Consider the following 20,723-nt stretch of genomic DNA (forward strand, 5'->3'; position numbering starts at 1 on the left):
ACCTTATCAATAATTTCGTGTCTTTTTCAATAGCTTCGTTATGCGATGTCAACCGAAAAAAATCTTATAAAATTTACTAAAAAAGGAATTTATTGTCCGCAGGGCAACTTCTATTTAGACCCTTGGTATCCTGTAGATTTTGCCATTATTTCTCATGGGCATGCAGACCATGCACGGTGGGGAATGAAGCACTATCTCTGCACAGACGATTCTAAAGCAATTTTACAGCATCGTTTGGGCGTAGATATCAATATTGAAAGTTTACCTTATAACAAGGCTATTTCAGTAAATGGTGTAAAAGTGAGTTTTCATCCTGCTGGTCATGTCATAGGTTCTGCTCAAATCAGATTAGAATATAAAGGCTACGTGGTTGTTTTCACTGGCGATTATAAAACACAACCGGATTTTATCACTAAACCGTTCGAATCCATAAAGTGCAACACCTTTATTACTGAAAGCACTTTTGGTTTGCCAATATACCATTGGAAAAAGGAGGCAACACTTCAACAAGATTTACACCATTGGGTAAAAACAAATCAATCTAACAATAGGACTTCCGTGTTTTTAGGCTATTCGTTAGGAAAAGCACAGCGTTTAATGTCGCTTTTAGAAGGCTGTGACGCTATTTATGTACATCGTGCTATTCATAATTTAAATCAAGCTATATCAGGTTCAGGAATTCAACTTCCTGAAACTCAATTATGGTCAGTAGATTTAGATAAGAAAACGCTTCAAAATAAAATCATCATTGCACCACCAGCAATTTTAGGTTCTCGAATGCTTAAACGAGTACCAAATCCTGCAACTGCCATTTGCTCTGGTTGGATGCAGATAAGAGGAAACCGACGTTGGCAAGCTGTAGATGCTGGTTTTGCTGTAAGTGACCACGCAGATTGGAATGGTTTAATAGATGCTGTTAAGGCTTCAGAAGCAGAGCAAGTATATGTTACGCATGGTTCGCAAGCCGTATTTTCAAAATATTTGAATGAGATTGGAATTAAAGCCAATGAACTCATTACTGAATATGGCGATGAAGCTTTAGCAAAAGCAGAAATAAAAGAAAACAAAGTTGATGTATAAAATTTGCAAGAGCATTAATCTTGAAAAGAGGAATTGTCCCCTAGAGGGGACTTTAGGGGTGTTTTTAGAAAGTGATTCGACTAACCGGGAAGAGATTCCCACTATCGCGGCAATAAGATGAAGCTATTCTCAGACCTCATTAGCGCCATAGAAATCACCAACAAAACCAATGCTAAAATTGAAGCTTTGGTCAACTATTTTAAAATTGCCCCAAACAAAGATAAATTATGGTTAATTGCCTTATTTACTGGGAAGCGACCATCACGGCCCGTCAAAACCACACTGATGCGTCAATGGTGTATGGAACTAACGCAATTACCAGAATGGTTATTTTTAGAAAGTTACAGTACCGTTGGTGATTTGGGCGAAACCATGGCCTTATTGTTGCCTGAACCCCATCATAACTTAGACTTGTCTTTACACGAATGGATGACCGAATTAAAAGCCTTAAAGCCCAAAACGGAAGATGAGAAGAAAACGTTTGTGTTAGAGGCGTGGTCTGGTTTAGATCAACAAGAACGACTCATTTTTAATAAATTGATTGGTGGTAGTTTTAGAATTGGTGTTTCAAAAAAGACCTTAGTAAATGCATTAGCAAAGCTTACAAATATTGATGCTAACCAATTGATGCATAGTATTATTGGTAATTGGGATGTAGATTCTATTGCTTTTGAAGAGTTGATAAACGGTAGTCATATCAATTATGATAATTCTAAACCATATCCATTTTGTTTGGCTTATGCTTTAGAAAAGGAATTACCAGAATTAGGTGAACCAAAGGATTGGATAGTTGAGCAGAAGTGGGATGGTATTCGTGGGCAAATTGTGAAGCGAAATAATGAAATCTATATATGGTCACGAGGTGAAGAGTTGGTGACCAAGCAGTTTCCTGAGTTGGTGGAAGCTATGAGCAATTTTAAGGATGATTTTGTAATCGATGGCGAAATACTGGCCATGAAAGACAATGATGTGTTGCTATTCAACGATTTACAGAAACGGCTCAATCGAAAGAATGTTACTAAGAAACTTTTAGAAGACGTTCCTGTTGGGTTTAAAGCTTATGATATTTTAGAATACAATGGTAATGATATTAGGGAAGTACCTTTTGCTCAACGACGAGAACGGCTAGAATCTATTTTTAATTCAGTAGCTCTACCAAACCATATTAAATTATCCTTTATAGTTGATTTTACAAAATGGGAAGAGCTTCATGCTATAAGAGATAATTCCAGAACCATTAATAGCGAAGGATTAATGCTAAAGCAGAAGAAATCACCATATCACACAGGTCGAAAAAAAGGCGATTGGTGGAAATGGAAAGTTGATCCTTTAACCATTGATGCAGTAATGATTTATGCACAAAAGGGTAGTGGACGACGAAGTTCAAAATATACAGACTATACATTTGCTGTTAAAAAGGATGATGCCTTAGTTACTGTGGCAAAGGCTTATTCAGGATTAACAGACAAGGAAATCACAGAAATATCACAATGGGTAAATAAGAATGCCATAGAAAAATTTGGACCAGTGAGAACGGTAAAACCTGAATTGGTATTTGAAATTGCTTTTGAAGGCATAGCATTAAGTAATCGTCATAAATCTGGTGTAGCATTACGATTTCCACGAATTTCAAGATGGCGCAAAGATAAACCTGTTGAAGAGATTGACACCATAGAAACCGTTAAACAATTAATCACAGCACCTTGAGTCAATTTAGAGACAGCGAAGGCTTACGAATAATAAACACTTGGATGGCAGAAAAAGGGCATGCACCTTTTCCGTTTCAGTTGCAGACGTGGCAACGGTATGCTAATGGCTATTCTGGTATGGTCGTGGCACCAACAGGTTTTGGTAAAACCTTTTCCGTCTTTTTAGCTGTGATCATCGATTATTTGAATCATCCTGAAAAGTATCCCAAAGGCTTAAAATTACTTTGGATTAGTCCACTGCGTTCATTGGCTAAGGATCTGGCCAAGGCTATGACGGAAGCTGTTGACGATATTGGTTTAGATTGGTCCGTACAGGTTAGAAATGGCGATACACAAACAGCTGTGAGGCGTAAGCAGGAACGAATGATGCCAGATGTGTTGCTCACTACGCCTGAAACGATGCATTTGTTGTTTTCTCAAAAGAAGAATTCCAGATGGTTTAAAAGTGTAAAGTGTGTCGCTATTGATGAGTGGCATGAACTTATTGGAAATAAACGTGGTGTACTTACAGAATTGGCTATTTCGCAATTACGATTTTATTCACCAAAGCTTCGTATTTGGGGAATTACAGCCACTATTGGTAATTTAGAAGACGCAAAACAAGTTCTGTTGCCTTATTCAAATTTAAAAGTCACTCAAGTGACTGCCAAGCAAAACAAGAAATTAGATATCATCTCGGTACTTCCAGATGAGATTGAAGTTTTGCCTTGGGCAGGCCATTTGGGCACAAAAATGGCGGATAAAATAGTACCGATTATAGAGGCCAACACCACGACTTTAATTTTTACAAACACCAGAGGACAGGCCGAATTATGGTATCAGGTATTGTTAAATGCTCAACCCGATTTGGCTGGACTGTTAGCAATACATCATGGTTCTATTGACAAAAAACTTCGAAATTGGATTGAAGATAATATTGCTTCAGGCTATTTAAAAGCAGTGGTGTGTACGTCGTCACTCGATTTAGGTGTGGATTTTAAACCTGTAGATTGTGTCATTCAGATTGGTTCGGTAAAAGGTATTGCGCGTTTTATGCAACGTGCTGGCAGAAGTGGGCATTCACCATTTGAGCGTTCTAAAATTTACTTCGTACCTACACATTCTTTAGAATTGGTAGAAGTTTCTGCACTAAAGCAAGCCATTAAGGAAAAGCAAATGGAATCTAGAGACCCAATGGTGTTAACCTTTGATGTTTTAGTGCAATTTATGGTCACTTTAGCTGTAGGCGAAGGTTTTAATTCAGAAGTACTTTTCAGTCGTATTCAACAAATTTATGCGTTTCAGTACCTCACCAAAGACGACTGGCAATGGTGTTTACATTATATTACTAAAGGCGGAAAAACGTTAAATTCTTATGAAGAATTTCATAAAGTAATTTTAGACGAAGATGGTAAATACAAGGTGAAAAGCCGACGTATTAGTATGTTGCATCGAATGAATATTGGTACCATAGTGAGTGAAGTTAACCTGAAAGTAAAGTATTTTTCAGGTGGCTACATTGGTATGATTGAAGAATTTTTTGTTTCTAAATTAAAACCTGGTGAAAGTTTCATTTTGGCAGGTCGCATATTAGAATTGGTTCAAATAAAAGATATGACCGTATTGGTAAGACGGAGTAAAGCAAAAAAAGCCGTGTCACCAAGTTGGTTAGGTGGTCGCTTACCTTTAACCTCTAACTTGAGTCACTATTTAAGGTTGAAACTCTCAGATGCATTAGAACCTGGGAGATTAGAAAAAGAATTACGCTTCCTAAATCCTTTAGTAAGCCGACAAGATGAGCATTCCCATATACCAAAATCAGATGAATTTTTGGTTGAATTGATAGAAACCAAGGATGGTTATCATTTATTTATGTATCCATTTGAAGGTCGTTTGGTTCATGAGGTGTTTTCGGCATTAATGGCTTATCGTATTAGTAAAATAATGCCCATAACCTTTACAATTGCTATGAATGATTATGGCTTTGAATTGTTGAGTGACCAACCAATTCCTGTTAATGATAAAACTATTGAAGCTTTATTAAGCAAAGACAATCTAATGGATGATGTTATTGCGAGTATTAATGCCTCAGAAATGGCATCGCGAAAGTTTAGAGATATTGCCGTTATAGCAGGTTTGGTGGTGCAATCGCAACCAGGAACACGAAAGAACAATAAAAGCTTACAATCATCCTCAGGACTCATTTTTAGAGTATTGGAAGATTATGAACCCGACAATTTATTATTGAGACAAGCCTATACCGAAGTCTTTAATCAACAGTTAGAGGAAGCACGATTGCAGCAGGCCTTTGAACGAATATCCAAAAGTAAAATCATTGTGAAACACGCCAAGTCATTTACACCTTTAAGTTTTCCGTTAAAGGTGGATAGTTTGCGTGGTACCATGAGTAATGAAAATTTGGATAAACGCATACAGCGCATTAAAGAACAGGCATTTAAGTTAGATTAGATTGAAAGTAATTACAGAACATATAACCATCAAAAATGAGGAATTAATCCTTACGAATCAACGTGCTATCTATTGGGAAAAGGAAAGAGCACTGATTTTGTCTGATATCCATATTGGTAAAACTGCGCATTTTAGACGTAATGGCATACCAATGCCAGATGATATTCTTCAAAAGGATTTAGAACGTTTAAAGACCTTAATACAGCATTTTGGCGTTGCTAAATTATGGATTGTAGGCGATTTGTTTCATGCCGAAAGTAATGTGGATATGATAACATTTAGGCAATGGTTAAGCCAGTTTGAATCACTTCAACTTATATTGATTAAAGGAAATCATGACAGACAGTCTAAGCGATTGATGGATGAATTAAACATTGACGTTGTCACTGAATTAGTCACAGGTGCATTTAAGTTTATTCATGCTAACGAGGTTCAAAATAATGAGACTTTCACTATTTCAGGGCACACACATCCTGGTGTTTTGATAAATGGAAAAGGAAAACAACGATTAAAATTACCCTGTTATCAAGTAACATCGTATCAGTTAATATTACCTGCATTTAGCTTATTTACTGGCCTTAATACGCGTTCTAATCCTGATAACGCTACCTCTTATGTGTTTACGGATTCTTCCATTTTTAAATTTTAGAGCAAATTAAGATTATTTTTTCGTCATTTATGTTTGTAGTAAAAAATAGATAGTGCAGCCCACCATCTTTTATTTTTAGTTTCTTTCTAATGTCACCAACAGACAGCGGAAAATGGCGTGTTGTGACATTGGCTTTACTAATCTTTTCCTTTGCAAAGGCCTTCTTATTAAATGGAATTACATTTTCTATTTTGAATCGTCTACCAGGAAACTCTATGAGTGAGTCTGATGTATAAATATGTGAGTGCTTATGCAGTTTTGCAATATTAAAGGCGTTACTAACGCTGTTAAAAGCACCAGCTTTTAAAACGGCAGAATTGGGTTCGTAAAGATAGCTGAGTGGTAGACTATATTTGGCTTCTGCAGTAGGTTCATCATTAAAATTAAAGTCGAATATTTGCGGAATTGATCTAGAAAGATTAATGGTTTTAATTGTTAATTGCGATGTATAATTGCGTTCTAAAACCCAAAGCAACTCTTTAACATCGTTATTAACAGCAACGATATGTAGTGCTTTAACATGTTTTAAATCATTTTTAGTTGCCTTAATGTCTAGCAACGGAGAAGTTTTTATCATTACATGCTTGGCATATTTTAAAAACAAACCCTGAAAGGTCTTAACCTTTGGTGTACAATCCGATAGTAAAAACACTTTCTTTTTAGCATCATCTCGCCGCGATGGGTCTATATAAATCCAATCAAACTGAGTATTAATTTGTTTTAAAGTATCGATACCACTTTTGTTAATACATTTTATGTTTGTAACATTTAAAGATTCATAATTAAACGCAACAACCTTAGAGAGTTCGGTATTTATTTCGCAATGCGTTACTTCATTAATTTGTTTTGAAAAATAAAAACAATCAACACCAAAGCCACCAGTTAGATCAATAATACTATGACCCGAAATTAATTTAGACTTATACTCCGCAGTTAGTTCTGATGAGGTTTGCTCTATATTCAATTTATTTGGATAGTAAATTTTTGAGGTTTTAAACCAAGTAGGAAGTTTCTTTTGAGATCGTTTTTTAGACTCTATTTGTTCTATAATTTCTTTAGGTGATATGTTTTTAAAATTAATACCTTTTAGTAATAAACTAGAAACGTCTGAATTTAAATTGTCGTTTATAAATTTTTGAATTTCAGTATTTAATAGCCTTTTATTCAACAGTATATTTATATTAAAGTATAAGATTTAACGTTATTTAACCTCAGCGTTTTAAGTTGATTCTATAAAACGGTTATGATAAATTTATAAGTCCTTTGTTAATTTGTTTACAATCTTATATTCGGATAAAAATTCTTTTAAAATCACTTTAATAGCAGTATATGAAGGCACTGCTACAATCATACCTGCTATACCAAATAGGATACCAGCAATAATGATAATTAAGAATATTTCTAGTTGATGCGATTTTACACTTTTAGAAAATATAATAGGCTGGCTAAAGAAATTATCTACCAATTGCGCAATGATAAACCCAATCATTACATAAGATGTTTTAGGTAAAATCACCTCGCTAAAATTTTCTCCAAGATTGCTAGACATACTGAGTAGCAGCATAAGAAACCCACTTACTAAAGGGCCAACATAAGGTACTAAATTGAGTAGTGCGCATAAAAATGCAATGACTACCGCATTGTCAATCCCAAAAACTAATAACACAATAGTGTAGATGATAAAAAGAATTAAAATTTGAAAGATGAGTCCTACAAAATAGCGCGATAAGAGATCTTTAATTTTATTCAATGAGCGTTTAGAGCGCATTTCATTCCCTTTAGGAACAAGTGCAATAATGCCGTTTTCAAATAACTGGCTATCTTTTAAAAAGAAAAATGAAATAAATAGTACAGAGAACAAACCAATACTAAAACTACCTAAGCCATTAATAAGATTATTGAGGAAATTAGGGATTAAAGAAAAATCTAGTTTAGACAAAATATTAGAGTCTTTTATGGATTGCTGAACATCAATATTATTAAACTCAAAATAGTCATAAACCTGCAGGTACAGTTTATTAATATTACCTTCCAATTGTTTAAAATCTAGTAAAGCTAAATTTTTACCTTGATCAGAAATTAAAGGGATAAACATACCTATTAGCCCAACGAGCAAGCCAACAAACAGTATCATAGTAACCACTACGGCCACGGTGTTGTTAAATTTTAATCTACGTCTTAAAAAAAGGACAATTGGTCGTCCTATAAGTGATATAACAGCTGCTGCGGCTATATAGATAATTACGGATTGTATTTTGAACAAAAAGAACAAGACCAGTGCAATAGCAATAATGATACCCAATGCTCTTAAAATACCGTTAGCTATGGTTTTTGATTTCATGGTTTAAAGATATAGAAAATGATGTTTGATACCTATAAGGATTTTAAAACCTAACAGATTATAAGATAAATTTCAGTAATTAAGCTGATTAGTTATTTCATAAAGCGCAATGCTAGTTGCTTGTGCTACATTCATACTACTATTATTGCCGTACATGTTAATATGTACTACAGTATCTGCCATATGTAAAACATCTTCACAAATACCAAAGTTTTCATCACCAAGAACTAGTGCCAATGGCTGATCCGTTTTTAGTTTAAACTGATTGAGTTCAATACTAAGATCGGTAATCTCTAAAGCTATTATATAATGATTTGAAGTTTTTAAAGCTTTAATAACGGCATTAATATCTGTATTAAGCTTATGCTTAACATATTTTTGGGTAGAACGCGATGTTTTGGTAATGCGCTTGCCTAATGGTACGTTATCGCCACAAAAGATAAGTTCTTCAATATTAAAGGCGTCTGCAATACGAAATAAACTCCCAATGTTTGGGGCATTATTAATATTATCGCAAACTAAACTGATAGGATGTTTTTGTTTTTTAAAGGTAGCGGTATAGTGGGTGTGCTGCAATTTTTAGAAGTTAGAAGTTAGACTTGAGAGGTTGGAGGTAAGGTATTAGATATTGTGTTTACAAACGGTTTTGTATGGCATCATCATTCAGTTAATTGCTTTTCTCTAGCTTACTATATCTTATAACTAATTCTCAAAAGCATATTTTACAATATTAGCTCCCATTTTTAAGGCTTTTTCTCTTACGTCTTCTGGGTCATTATGTACTTCTGGATCTTCCCAGCCGTCACCAAGATCACTTTCAAAAGTAAAAAGTAATACTAAACGTCCTTCGTAAAAAATACCGAGAGCTTGAGGAGCCTTACCGTTGTGCTCATGGATTTTTGGTAGGCCATTAGAGAACTCATAAGCGGATTTAAAAATGTTATGATTTTTTGATATTTCTATTAATTCATTATTAGGAAATACAGTCTTAAGTGCTTTTCTTACATAAGGCTCCATACCGTAATTATCATCGATATGAAGAAATCCACCAGAAATTAAATAGTTTCTAAGATTTTTAGCCTCATCATCATTAAAAAACACATTACCATGACCTGTCATATGCAATAATGGAAATTGAAAAATATCGGTACTACCAACTTCAACGGTTTGGATGTTTTCGTTGATATTAGTATCTATATTATCGTTACAGTATTTTATTAGGTTGGGTAAAGCGGTAGGATTACTATACCAATCTCCACCACCTTTGTACTTAAGTACGGCAACATCTTGCGCTTTAAGTTGTGAAAATGTTAAAAAGACAGAAATTACAAATGTAATTGTAAGTGGTTTTATTTTTTTCGACCTACGTATCATAATGTAAATTTAAAAAGAAATATATGAAGTCCACATTATTTTCATTATTTGTAATTCAGATCTTAATTGTTTCGTTGTTATTGTATAGTAAGGAAAAAGTAGAAAAACTAGAAAAAGATGAAAATGTAGTAGTTTTAGAACTTTTTACTTCTCAAGGCTGTTCAAGTTGTCCGCCAGCAGATGAATATCTTAATCAATTGAAAAATGACGAAATAATAGCACTATCTTATCATGTAGACTATTGGAATTATATAGGTTGGAACGATCCCTTTAGTAAATCGACCTATACAGAAAAGCAGCGCATATACGGACTAAAATTTAATAGTAGTACCATTTATAAACCTCAATTAGTAATTAATGGTAAGGAACATATAGTTGGTTCTGATAAGCGTTTGGTAAATGAAAAAATTGCGCATTATTCTAAAAAGAAAAACATAAACCACATTAAACTATCTGAAATTTCAAAACTTGATAATTTAGTGAAGTTTCATTATCATATCGATGGCGATATTACAGATAAACATTTTAGAAGTATTTTAGTAATTAATGAGCGTAAAACTTCTGTAAAACGCGGTGAAAATAAAAATAGAGAGCTGATTAATTCTAACATAGTAGTAAACGAAACATACCTTGAGCTCAACAATCATTTAGGCCAAGGTTCTATACAAATTCCCGAAATTGTTGAAGATAATGACCATATATCCTTAATCGTTGTTGTGCAAGATAAAGCTTTGGATATTACAGGTGCCGATCGGCAAGCACTATAAACTATTCATTACTAAAGGAGACGGAATGGCATGCTGTTATAGCGGCAGTTTCTGTGCGCAAACGTGTTGTTCCTAGTGTTATAGGAATGTAATTTGCTTTTAAGGCGAGTTCAATCTCTATAGGGCTAAAGTCACCCTCTGGACCAATTAAAATGGTAATATCGTTCTCTTTGGTAAGTTGCGACTTTAAAGATTTTTTATTGGTGTCTTCGCAATGTGCTATAAACTTATGGTCTGAAACATCCTTCGTTATAAAATCTTTAAAGTGTACAGGTTTGTTCAGTTTTGGTAAATAATATTGTAAGGACTGTTTCATCGCAGACTGAATAATTTTTTCAAAACGTTCCAATTTTACAATTTTACGTTCGCTATTATCACAAATAATTGGTGTGATTTCTTCAATTCCTATTTCTGTAGCTTTTTCTAAAAACCACTCATACCTATCATTCATTTTTGTAGGTGCTACAGCCAAGTGTAAATTAAAATTACGTTTGGGTTGTAAGCGTTTAGAAGTAATGGTTACGCAACAGTGTTTTAGATCGGCCAATGTTAGCGTTGCTTCAAATAACCAACCTTTACCATTTGTAATGTGTAACGCATCTCCAATTTTTTTACGAAGTACTTTTACAATGTGTCTACTTTCGTCTTTGTCAAAACTAAAACTAGTAACATTCTCGGAAATATATGCGTTGTAAAATAGTTGCATAATCAAAGTTTTAATCGTGCTGTTGCCATAACATCAAAATCAGAAAAATCGTTTTCTAAGTACTTTAGGTAACCAACAATAGCAATCATTGCAGCATTGTCTGTGGTGTATTCAAACTTTGGGATATAAGTCGTCCAGCCGTGTTTGCTTTCTGCTTCTTTGAGTGCTTTTCTAATACCAGAATTTGCAGACACGCCACCACCAATAGCAATGTGTTTTATGCCAGTTTGTTTTACTGCTAATTTTAATTTATACATCAAAATTTCAATAATGGTATATTGAATAGAAGCACAAATATCATTTAAGTTTTCTTGGACAAAATTTGTATTGGCTTTAGTTTCGCGTTGTACAAAATATAAAATTGCAGTCTTTAAGCCTGAAAAACTAAAATTAAGCCCATCTACCTTTGGTTTTGTGAATTTATAAGCTTTAGGGTTACCTCGTTGTGCTCGTTGGTCTATTTCTGGGCCTGCTGGATACCCTAAGCCTAAAACTTTACCACTTTTATCATAAGCTTCACCCACAGCGTCATCTATGGTTTCGCCTATAACTTGCATATTAAAATGGCTATTTACTTTTACAATTTGGGTATGGCCACCAGATATGGTCATTGCTAAAAAAGGAAACGGAGGTGTTTTATGATCGGTTTCATTTATAAAATGAGCCAATATGTGGGCTTGCATATGGTTAACATCTATGAGTGGAATATTTAGACCAAAGGCCAATGATTTTGCAAAAGAAGTGCCTACTAAAAGAGAGCCCATTAGACCCGGCCCTCTTGTAAAAGCAATAGCATTTAGTTGGTCTTTAGAAATACCAGCTTTTTCAAGCGCTTGGTGCACTACAGGTACAATATTTTGTTGGTGTGCTCTAGAGGCTAACTCAGGTACAACGCCACCATACTCAGCGTGTATTTTTTGGTCTGCAACAACATTACTTAAAATACTGTCGTTACACAATACCGCTGCTGAGGTATCATCGCAAGATGATTCTATACCTAAAATATAAATATTTTCTTTTTTCATTGTCTTAGATAGGCACAATAATTGTTAATTTTACCAGGTATAGTCTAAAGTACTACTTGCAAACGTAATATAATAGCAAATGTAGTGAAGATTTCATCAATTCTTAAGCATAATTTTTATCAAAAAGACACTCAAAATAATAGGAAAAATAGTAGGCATTATGCTACTTCTTTTTCTTATTGTGTTTTTAATTTTAGGTATACCTGCTGTGCAGACTAATTTAGGTAAGTACGCTACAAATCGCTTAAACAGAAAATTTAAAACAGATATTAATATCAACAAAGTTGGTTTGCAGCTCAATGGAGATATTGAATTTAAGGAAATATTAATTAGAGATTATAAAAAAGACACACTCATAAGTGTAGGAGAATTAAACAGTTCTATCATCAGTTTTAAAAATCTGTATAATAGTAAACTTAATTTTGGAGATATTGATATACAAAATTTAGTGTTCAATCTTAAAACTTATGCAGGCGAAAACAACACTAATCTAGATGTCTTTGTAGATAAGTTTGAAGATGATAATCCTAGAAAAGGACCTAATAAATTTTTACTATCCTCTAGCGATGTGTCTATTGAAAACGGCATTTTTAGATTAGTGGATGATAATTTAGAAACACCCAAAATTTTTGAATTTACAGAATTAAATGCTAATGCTACCGATTTCCTAATTAATGGGCCTAATGTAGATGCTCGTATTAACACCTTTAATTTTATAGATAGTAGAGGTATTAAAGTTGTTAATCTTACTACAAATTTTAAGTACGCCTTAGACCACATGAATTTTGATGACTTAACTATTAACACCAAAGGCTCTGAATTAAAAGGCGACTTAAGATTTGATTACAAACGCGAAGATTTAAAATATTTTACAGATAAAGTTAATGTTATTGCAAGTTTTAAAGATTCTGAAATTTCACTTACAGAATTAAATGTGTTTTTTGATGAGTTTGGAGTTAACCAGCGTAGTAGTTTTAATGCAGACCTGTCTGGCACACTAAACAACTTAAGGGCTAGTAACCTAAGTGCTAGTACTACGAGGAATACAAGAATTATAGGAGATATAACTTTTAATAATTTATTTAGTAAAGAAGATGATAGTTTTGCTTTAAGCGGAAGATTTAAAAACTTAGCATCAAACTACAATGATTTAACCGCCTTATTGCCCAATATTTTAGGTAATGCTATACCTTCTGTTTTTTCTAAAGTAGGAAATTTTAGAATTATTGGAACGTCTTACATCACTGCAAAACAAATTGACGCAGACCTAAAAGTTAATACGGATTTAGGTTATATAGCATCAGATTTAAAGCTTACAAAAATTGATGCTATTGATAATGCTAATTACAGAGGTAATATCGTTTTTGAAGAATTTGATCTTGGTGCATTACTAGAAGACCCTAAAGTAAAGCTTGTATCTGCAAACGTAGATGTAGATGGTAAGGGGTTTACCTTAGATAATCTTAGAACAGATGTTACAGGAGATATCTTCAGCTTAGAATATAACGGTTACAACTATAAAGGAATAACTGTAGCTGGCGATTTAGGAAATAAGATTTTTAATGGAGATTTAGTCTCTACAGACCCTAATCTAAAACTAGATTTTAAAGGCCTAGCAGACTTTTCTAATGAGAAAAAGAAATTTGACTTTAAAGCTAATGTAGGTTATGCCAATCTTAAGGTGCTTAACTTTGTAAGTAGAGATAATATATCGGAGTTTAAAGGCTTAGTAAATATAACGGCCACAGGCTCTAATTTCGACGATGCAACGGGTGCTATAAATATTAAAAATACAACATATAAAAACCAAGATAGCAATTATAAGTTTGAAGATTTTGATATTGTGTCTACCTTTAAAAGTGGCGTAAGACGTATAGCCATTAATTCGCCAGACATTATTAATGGCAGTGTTACAGGGAAATTTAAAACTAGAGATGTTTTAAATCTCATAGAAAACTCAGTAGGAAGTCTCTATACTAATTATATACCTAATCAACTAGAGAGTGGCCAGTATATAGATTTTAAGTTCAATATTTATTCTAAGATTGCAGCCGTATTTTACAAGGATTTAACATTAGGGAAAAACACCTTTATTGAAGGTAGGATTGAAACTGATGAAAAAGGATTTAAATTTGCCTTTAATACACCAGAAATTAAGTTTCAAGATTACTTTGCCAATAATATTAACCTAACCATTAATAACAGTAACCCAATTTTTAACACCTTTGTAGAAATTGACAGTTTAAACACTGGTGTTTATAATGCCTCAGATTTTACATTAATTAATGTCACCAAACGCGATACTTTACTTATAAAATCTGAATTTAAAGGCGGTAAAAACAATAGCGATAACTTTAATCTCAATATGTTTTACACTATTGACGAGGCTAATAAATCCATTGTAGGTTTTAGAAAATCTGATTTTAATTTTAAAGGGTTCTACTGGTTTATTAATGCTGAAAAAGACACACTTAATAAAATTAGTTTTGATAGAGGGTTTAAAACCTTTAATATTTCTCCTATAAAAATAAACCAAGGTAATGAAGAGGTTACAGTCTCAGGGACGATTAATGATTCTTTAAATAAAAAGATCAGCTTAGACTTTAAAGAAGTGCAATTGGTTAAAATTACTCCTCAGATAGATAGTTTATCATTAAGGGGTATTGTAAACGGTAAATTAAATGTAGAGCAGAAAAAAGGGGTGTACTTACCTAAATCTAATGTTGTAATTAATGATTTGTTTGTTAATGATTTTGATTTGGGTAATCTAACAGCAAAAGTAGAGGGTAATAATTCTATAACCGATTATAAGGTAGATATTTCACTAATTAATGATAATATAACGTCATTATTAGCCCAAGGAAATATAGACGTCGGTAAAACAAACCCAAATATAAACGTAGATGTTGTATTTGATGAGTTTTTGCTAGACCCACTAAATCCATTAGGAGAAGGTGTTATTAGTAATATACGAGGTTTGGTTTCTGGTAATGCAAAAGTATCCGGAAGTTTAAAAAAACCTAATATAAATGGCGAATTACTGCTAGATAGAGCAGGTCTTTCCATTCCTTACCTCAATGTAGATTATGGTTTTGACTTTGATTCTAAGGTAACATTAAAAGAACAGCAGTTTGTTTTTAATGATGTTACAATGACAGACTCAGAATACTTTTCTCAAGGGCAACTAAATGGATTTATAGGGCACAATAACTTCTCAGATTGGCGTTTAGGATTAGATTTAACAACAGATAGACTATTAGTTTTAAATACAGATGAGTCCGAGGATGAATTGTATTACGGTACTGGTTTTGTTGCAGGGAATGCTAAAATTAAAGGGCCTACAGATCAATTAATTATTGATGTAGAGGGCAGTACAGCGCCAGGTACAGTTTTTAATATTCCATTAAATGATTCAGAAAGTTTTGGCGATAACTCGTTTATTCATTTTTTAAGTCCAGAAGAGAAGGTAGCACGCATTAATGGAGACGTTTCTGATGTTATTGAAGTCAAAGGGCTGCTTTTAGATTTTGATCTTAACGTAACGGACGATGCCACCATTGAAATTGTTATAGATAAAGATTCTGGCAGTACTATAAAAGGCAAAGGAGCGGGCGAGTTAAACTTTTTAATTAATACGAATAGAACCTTTAATATGTGGGGAGATTTTGTGGTGTATGAAGGGGTGTATAATTTTAGGTATCGAGGTTTAGTAGAAAAACGATTTAATGTTGAGCGCGGTGGAAATATCGTTTGGGAAGGAGATCCAATGAAGGCTCAGCTTAATATTAAGGCCATATATCAAGGCACAGCTAATCCTTCGGTATTATTAGATAATCCTATTAATCAAACCATTCCGGTTGAGGTAGAAATACAACTCACAGGTCAATTAGAACAACCAGATCCGCAATTCGATTTTAGATTTCCAACAGTAAATTCTACAGTAAAATCTGAGCTAGACTACAGATTGTCATCAAAAGATGAAAGAGACAATCAAGCATTAATATTTTTAGCAACAGGTAGTTTTGCAAATGGTGTTACTGGGTTAGATTTTAATGGTACAATAGCAGAACGATTAAGTGGTATTGTAAACAATCTTTTAGGTGGCGATAACGAAGACTTAACAGTTGGTTTAGATTTAGAAATAGGTCAAGACACACCAGAATTGCAAACTAATAGTAGAGTAGGGTTAACACTTCAAACTAAAATATCAGATAAAATTTTGGTTAATGGTAAAGTAGGAGTGCCTTTTGGAAGTGCAGCGAAAACCACTATTACCGGAGATGTACAAATAGATTGGTTACTTAATGACGACGGTACTTTACGGGCTAAAGTATTTAATAGGGAAAACGTAATTAGAAACTTTGGTGAAGAAATAGGCTTTACTCAAGGTGTCGGGTTATCTTACAATGTAGAATTTGATACGTTTAAAGAGCTCATAGAAATTATCTTTTCAGCAAAAAATAAAAAAGAAAAACGTACTAAAGCAGCGCCTTCAAAGAAGGATGTAAATAACGAAGATCTTATGCCAAAGTTTATAAATATGAAAGAAGAAAAAAATTAAAGTCTGCGTCTTTCTTAATTTTTAAATTTTGGTAAAACTTTAAATCTCGGATTTAGCGAAAACGTTTAAGTGCTTTTTGTAGTGATTTTTAAGATAATACTAACTTTATTGTATGTATAGTTTATTAATTTTACTGCAAATAGATACTAGCAAATGTCAAATTCTATAAAAAAGATTGGGGTCTTTACCTCTGGTGGAGATTCGCCAGGTATGAATGCTGCAGTACGTTCTGTTGTTAGAGCATGTGCTTTTCATAGTGTTGAATGTGTAGGAATTTACAGAGGTTATGAGGGTATGATTGATGGAGATTTTACGCCTATGGATGCCAGAAGTGTAAAGGGAATCATCAATAAAGGAGGTACAATTTTAAAGTCTGCAAGGTCAAAAGAATTCCGAACAAAAGAAGGTAGAGCTAAGGCCTACGAGCAACTAAAAAAAGCAAATATAGATGCTCTAGTTGTTATCGGTGGAGATGGAAGTTTTACGGGTTCTATGATTTTTAATCAAGAATATAATTTCCCTGTAATGGGTATTCCTGGTACTATAGATAATGATATTTTTGGAACTTCACATACATTAGGCTACGACACTGCTTTAAATACCGTTGTAGAAGCTATAGATAAAATTAGAGATACGGCAAGTTCACATAACAGATTATTTTTTGTAGAAGTTATGGGACGTGATGTTGGGCATATTGCCCTAAATGTTGGAGTAGGAGCGGGTGCGGAAGAAATATTAATTCCAGAAGAAGATTTAGGTTTAGATCGACTGTTAGAGTCATTAAGACGCAGTAAACAGTCTGGTAAATCGTCTAGTATCGTTGTTGTTGCCGAAGGAGATAAAATAGGTAAAAATGTTTTTGAACTTAAGGATTACGTTGATGCAAATATGGCGGAATATGAAGTTAGAGTATCTGTTTTAGGTCATATGCAACGTGGTGGGCCGCCATCTTGTTTCGATCGTGTTTTAGCCAGTAGAATGGGAGTTAGAGCTGTAGAAGGACTTTTAAACGGAGAAAGTAATTATATGGTAGGATTAAGAAATGATAAAATTCAGATCACACCATTTGATCAGGCAGTTAAAGGAAAATCTAAAATAAATATGGAACTTTTACGAGTTTCAGATATAATGTCAGTTTAATAAAATTAATTAATAATATATATGTCAAATTTAAAATTAGGAATAAACGGTTTTGGTAGAATAGGTAGAATCGTTTTCAGAGCAACAGTTAAAAGAAACGATGTTGATGTTGTTGCCATTAACGATTTGTTAGATGTAGATCATTTAGCATACTTATTAAAATACGATTCAGTTCACGGTAGATTTGATGGTGATGTTAGTGTTAAAGATGGAAATTTAGTTGTAGATGGTAAAACAATTAGAGTTACCGCTGAAAGAGATCCTAAGAATTTAAAATGGGACGAAGCTGGTGCAGATGTTGTTGCAGAATGTACAGGTATTTTTACCACTTTAGAAACAGCACAATACCATATAGATGGAGGAGCAAAGAAAGTTGTAATTTCAGCACCAAGTAAAGATGCACCAATGTTTGTTATGGGTGTAAATGATAGTAGCTTAACTTCTAGCCACACGATTGTTTCTAATGCATCTTGTACAACAAATTGTTTAGCACCTTTAGCTAAAGTTATAGAAGATAATTTTGGTATTGAAGAAGCTTTAATGACTACTATACATGCGGCTACATCAACACAATTTACAGTAGATGCACCATCACGAAAAAATTATAGATTAGGACGTAGTGCCCTAAATAATATTATACCAACATCTACAGGTGCTGCAAAAGCCGTTGGCAAAGTAATACCAGAGCTAGATGGTAAGTTAACAGGTATGGCATTTAGAGTGCCTACAGCTGATGTGTCTGTAGTGGATTTAACAGTAAAAACAAAGAAAGATACCTCTTTAGAAGATATTAAATCAGCGGTTAAAAAAGCTGCTGAAGGATCTATGGCAGGTGTTATGGGATATACAGAAGAAGCTGTAGTGTCGCAAGACTTTGTAAGTGAGGTAAAAACTAGTGTTTTTGATGCTGACTCTGCAATTGAGTTAAACTCTAAATTCTTCAAATTAGTATCTTGGTACGATAATGAGTTTGGTTACTCTAATAAGTTAGTAGACTTAGCGCAAAAAATTAATGACCTATAAGACCTCATAATTTAATATATAAATTCCGTAGTGTTATGTAATTTTCATTTCCTACGGAATTTTATTATACATTATTAATATGATTTTAATTACAGATGGAGGTTCCACAAAATGCGACTGGATAGCTATAGATGAAAATGGCCAAACGGCTGCGGAAAAGATAAGGACAAAGGGCTTAAACCCGGCCATTATAGAGGAGAAGAAGCTTAAAAAAACAGTGAGAAAAAGCACAGAGTTAATGGAATTGGCTAACCAAGTAACTCATATATTTTTTTACGGAGCTGGGTGTGGTACAGAAAAGCCCAGACTCATGCTAAAATCTATTTTAGAGCTTTCTTTTCCCAAAGCCCAAGTAGAAGTTAGAGAAGATACCTATGCAGCAGTAAGGGCATGTATCAACAGTAATGATGAGGCAGCTGTTGTTAGTATACTTGGTACAGGTTCTAATTGTAGTTATTATGACGGCAAAGAACTGCATCAACGTGTAGATAGCTTAGGTTATACGCTTATGGATGATGCTAGTGGTAATTACTATGGCAAACAACTAATACGAGACTATTATTATAATAAAATGCCAGAGACTATAAGATTAGCGTTTGAGCATAAGCATAATTTAGACGCAGATTTTATTAAATATAACCTTTATAAGCAGGCCAATCCAAGTGCTTATTTGGCAAACCATGCAGAATTTATGTTTTTAAATAAGGACTCTAGTTATATAGTTAACCTTATAAAGCAAGGAATTAGACTGTTTTCTGAAAGTATGATTCTACAGTTTAAAGAAGAGTTAGATAATGGCGCACCAGTGCATTTCGCAGGATCTATCGCTTACTTTGCTAAAGATGAAATTATTGAAGTGGCGAGTGAATATGGCTACAAGGTTGGTAATTTTGTTAGACGCCCTATAGATGGTTTGGTAGATTACCATGTAAAAAATTTAAAGTAGTTTATAAGCTGTTAATAAATCTCAAATAGTCTATTGTAAAACTTATAATTTGGTTATATCTTTGTGCTGCAAATAAAAACTAAAACACGATTATGTTCGATTTTGATCAATACCTAGGATTTTTAGCATTTTTAACCATATTAACTATTGGTTTTTGGTTAATGATATTTTTACTGACTTTTGTTATTCCTTATTGGGTATTTGGTTCGGCAATTGAACGATTTAAAGAAATTAGAGAAGAAAAAAAGGCTAGAAAATAATACTAGTTGAATAAATTAATAAAAAAGGAGTACTTATTAATGTACTCTTTTTTTGTGCTTAATATTTAAGGTCTTAATAATCTAACGTTTAATTATTATGATGCGGATTTTGGGGTAAAGATTGTTTTAGATACGTGAACGGTCACCAAACTAAATTGTTAACCATGCCTAAAGTTAAAGAACATCAAGGTAATTAATTTATTTTTTCTTTTGAATATTTGTAAAACATATATGAGGCTATACACCCAATCACTGCAAAAGTAAACATCACCCCAAAAACAATTTGATGCCCCATAACTTCGTCATAAGTGTCTAAAAAATAGCCATTGATTAAACCTGTGAAAATATCTGGTGTATATCCAACAACAGAAATAAAGCCTACCGCTGTACCAGTAACTGCTAGAGGTATTTTAGCTTCTTCTAGTGTAGCAAAGTATAAAACTCTTGCAGAATAGACACCAATAGCCATTGTGCTTATAGATAGAATGAATAGCATAGGTGTTGAGTTGTTTAGTAAATCAAGGGTGAAAATTAAGCTTGTTATTGCCATTAAAAAGAAGCCTATAACAATCCAAAGACTGGCTTTTGTTCTATCTGCCAAAAGTCCTATGACTATACCAATAACAGGTCTCATATATAATAAATAGGTTCCTACTTTAGCCGATTCAATTTTATCATAAAGCATCACTTGTTC

Annotated in this window: 16 protein-coding genes and 1 pseudogene; 10 read left to right on the top strand and 7 right to left on the bottom strand. The window is 33.5% G+C overall.

What is annotated here, in order from left to right:
• Positions 1 to 45: 45 nt before the first annotated feature.
• The 4 genes from Q0800_RS01315 to pdeM all read left to right on the top strand — a co-directional run bounded on the left by Q0800_RS01315 (position 46) and on the right by pdeM (position 5,886).
• Positions 46 to 1,080, top strand: coding sequence for a ligase-associated DNA damage response exonuclease (locus Q0800_RS01315; protein ID WP_299126904.1), 1,035 nt, complete (start codon positions 46 to 48; stop codon positions 1,078 to 1,080).
• 117 nt (positions 1,081 to 1,197) lie between these two features.
• Positions 1,198 to 2,787 carry an ATP-dependent DNA ligase gene (locus tag Q0800_RS01320; protein ID WP_299126906.1) on the top strand — a complete coding sequence of 530 codons (1,590 nt, stop codon included), beginning with the start codon at positions 1,198 to 1,200 and terminating at the stop codon, positions 2,785 to 2,787.
• Positions 2,784 to 5,237, top strand: coding sequence for a ligase-associated DNA damage response DEXH box helicase (locus Q0800_RS01325; protein WP_299126908.1), 2,454 nt, complete (start codon positions 2,784 to 2,786; stop codon positions 5,235 to 5,237). Before Q0800_RS01320 ends, Q0800_RS01325 begins: the two co-directional genes overlap by 4 nt.
• 1 nt (position 5,238) lies before the next feature.
• The gene (gene pdeM, locus Q0800_RS01330; protein WP_299126910.1) at positions 5,239 to 5,886 is read left to right on the top strand and encodes a ligase-associated DNA damage response endonuclease PdeM; all 648 of its coding nucleotides are present in this window, start codon (positions 5,239 to 5,241) and stop codon (positions 5,884 to 5,886) included.
• Here pdeM and Q0800_RS01335 read toward each other — a convergent pair.
• The 4 genes from Q0800_RS01335 to Q0800_RS01350 all read right to left on the bottom strand — a co-directional run bounded on the left by Q0800_RS01335 (position 5,876) and on the right by Q0800_RS01350 (position 9,601).
• Positions 5,876 to 7,054, bottom strand: coding sequence for an RsmD family RNA methyltransferase (locus Q0800_RS01335; protein ID WP_299126912.1), 1,179 nt, complete (start codon positions 7,052 to 7,054; stop codon positions 5,876 to 5,878). The two genes, pdeM and Q0800_RS01335, sit on opposite strands and share 11 nt — an antisense overlap.
• 84 nt (positions 7,055 to 7,138) lie before the next feature.
• On the bottom strand, positions 7,139 to 8,227 hold the full coding sequence (locus tag Q0800_RS01340) for an AI-2E family transporter (RefSeq protein WP_299126914.1): 1,089 nt from the start codon (positions 8,225 to 8,227) through the stop codon (positions 7,139 to 7,141).
• Positions 8,228 to 8,299: 72 nt separating this feature from the next.
• The gene (locus tag Q0800_RS01345; RefSeq protein ID WP_299126917.1) at positions 8,300 to 8,803 is read right to left on the bottom strand and encodes a TrmH family RNA methyltransferase; all 504 of its coding nucleotides are present in this window, start codon (positions 8,801 to 8,803) and stop codon (positions 8,300 to 8,302) included.
• 126 nt (positions 8,804 to 8,929) lie between these two features.
• Positions 8,930 to 9,601 carry a DUF4159 domain-containing protein gene (locus tag Q0800_RS01350; protein WP_299126919.1) on the bottom strand — a complete coding sequence of 224 codons (672 nt, stop codon included), beginning with the start codon at positions 9,599 to 9,601 and terminating at the stop codon, positions 8,930 to 8,932.
• A gap of 23 nt (positions 9,602 to 9,624) precedes the next feature.
• Here Q0800_RS01350 and Q0800_RS01355 point away from each other — a divergent pair, with 23 nt between their 5' ends.
• Positions 9,625 to 10,368, top strand: a complete 744-nt coding sequence (locus tag Q0800_RS01355; RefSeq protein ID WP_299126921.1) for a DUF1223 domain-containing protein — start codon at positions 9,625 to 9,627, stop codon at positions 10,366 to 10,368.
• Between the two features lies 1 nt (position 10,369).
• Here the strand turns inward: Q0800_RS01355 and Q0800_RS01360 are convergent, their stop codons facing one another.
• Positions 10,370 to 11,074, bottom strand: coding sequence for a 16S rRNA (uracil(1498)-N(3))-methyltransferase (locus Q0800_RS01360; protein ID WP_299126925.1), 705 nt, complete (start codon positions 11,072 to 11,074; stop codon positions 10,370 to 10,372).
• Positions 11,075 to 11,076: 2 nt separating this feature from the next.
• The gene (gene tsaD, locus Q0800_RS01365; RefSeq protein ID WP_299126927.1) at positions 11,077 to 12,099 is read right to left on the bottom strand and encodes a tRNA (adenosine(37)-N6)-threonylcarbamoyltransferase complex transferase subunit TsaD; all 1,023 of its coding nucleotides are present in this window, start codon (positions 12,097 to 12,099) and stop codon (positions 11,077 to 11,079) included.
• 160 nt (positions 12,100 to 12,259) lie between these two features.
• On the opposite strand from tsaD, the gene Q0800_RS01370 reads away from it, so the two are divergent.
• The 5 genes from Q0800_RS01370 to Q0800_RS01390 all read left to right on the top strand — a co-directional run bounded on the left by Q0800_RS01370 (position 12,260) and on the right by Q0800_RS01390 (position 20,029).
• Positions 12,260 to 16,660 (top strand): translocation/assembly module TamB, encoded by a 4,401-nt coding sequence (locus tag Q0800_RS01370; protein WP_299126931.1) that lies wholly within the window; start codon positions 12,260 to 12,262, stop codon positions 16,658 to 16,660.
• A gap of 153 nt (positions 16,661 to 16,813) precedes the next feature.
• Positions 16,814 to 17,800: a 6-phosphofructokinase gene (pfkA, locus tag Q0800_RS01375; RefSeq protein ID WP_299126936.1), complete on the top strand. Its 987-nt coding sequence runs from the start codon at positions 16,814 to 16,816 to the stop codon at positions 17,798 to 17,800.
• A gap of 21 nt (positions 17,801 to 17,821) precedes the next feature.
• Complete coding sequence (gap, locus tag Q0800_RS01380; protein WP_299126938.1) at positions 17,822 to 18,823, top strand: type I glyceraldehyde-3-phosphate dehydrogenase; 1,002 nt, start codon at positions 17,822 to 17,824, stop codon at positions 18,821 to 18,823.
• Between the two features lie 79 nt (positions 18,824 to 18,902).
• Complete coding sequence (locus Q0800_RS01385) at positions 18,903 to 19,769, top strand: N-acetylglucosamine kinase (RefSeq protein WP_299126939.1); 867 nt, start codon at positions 18,903 to 18,905, stop codon at positions 19,767 to 19,769.
• Between the two features lie 92 nt (positions 19,770 to 19,861).
• Positions 19,862 to 20,029, top strand: a complete 168-nt coding sequence (locus tag Q0800_RS01390; RefSeq protein ID WP_299126940.1) for a hypothetical protein — start codon at positions 19,862 to 19,864, stop codon at positions 20,027 to 20,029.
• Positions 20,030 to 20,222: 193 nt separating this feature from the next.
• Here Q0800_RS01390 and Q0800_RS01395 read toward each other — a convergent pair.
• Positions 20,223 to 20,723 (bottom strand): annotated as a pseudogene (locus tag Q0800_RS01395) (MFS transporter); the annotation flags it as partial.

Source organism: uncultured Winogradskyella sp. (assembly GCF_937958655.1).
GTDB lineage: Bacteria > Bacteroidota > Bacteroidia > Flavobacteriales > Flavobacteriaceae > Winogradskyella.

Excerpts from the sequence above, each read along its gene's own strand:
- Q0800_RS01315 (WP_299126904.1), top strand. The coding sequence starts at position 46 with ATGTCAACCGAAAAAAATCTTATAAAATTTACTAAAAAAGGAATTTAT.
- Q0800_RS01320 (WP_299126906.1), top strand. The coding sequence starts at position 1,198 with ATGAAGCTATTCTCAGACCTCATTAGCGCCATAGAAATCACCAACAAA.
- Q0800_RS01340 (WP_299126914.1), bottom strand. The coding sequence starts at position 8,227 with ATGAAATCAAAAACCATAGCTAACGGTATTTTAAGAGCATTGGGTATC.
- Q0800_RS01350 (WP_299126919.1), bottom strand. The coding sequence starts at position 9,601 with ATGATACGTAGGTCGAAAAAAATAAAACCACTTACAATTACATTTGTA.
- Q0800_RS01355 (WP_299126921.1), top strand. The coding sequence starts at position 9,625 with ATGAAGTCCACATTATTTTCATTATTTGTAATTCAGATCTTAATTGTT.
- Q0800_RS01360 (WP_299126925.1), bottom strand. The coding sequence starts at position 11,074 with ATGCAACTATTTTACAACGCATATATTTCCGAGAATGTTACTAGTTTT.
- tsaD (WP_299126927.1), bottom strand. The coding sequence starts at position 12,099 with ATGAAAAAAGAAAATATTTATATTTTAGGTATAGAATCATCTTGCGAT.
- Q0800_RS01370 (WP_299126931.1), top strand. The coding sequence starts at position 12,260 with ATGCTACTTCTTTTTCTTATTGTGTTTTTAATTTTAGGTATACCTGCT.
- pfkA (WP_299126936.1), top strand. The coding sequence starts at position 16,814 with ATGTCAAATTCTATAAAAAAGATTGGGGTCTTTACCTCTGGTGGAGAT.
- gap (WP_299126938.1), top strand. The coding sequence starts at position 17,822 with ATGTCAAATTTAAAATTAGGAATAAACGGTTTTGGTAGAATAGGTAGA.
- Q0800_RS01385 (WP_299126939.1), top strand. The coding sequence starts at position 18,903 with ATGATTTTAATTACAGATGGAGGTTCCACAAAATGCGACTGGATAGCT.
- Q0800_RS01390 (WP_299126940.1), top strand. The coding sequence starts at position 19,862 with ATGTTCGATTTTGATCAATACCTAGGATTTTTAGCATTTTTAACCATA.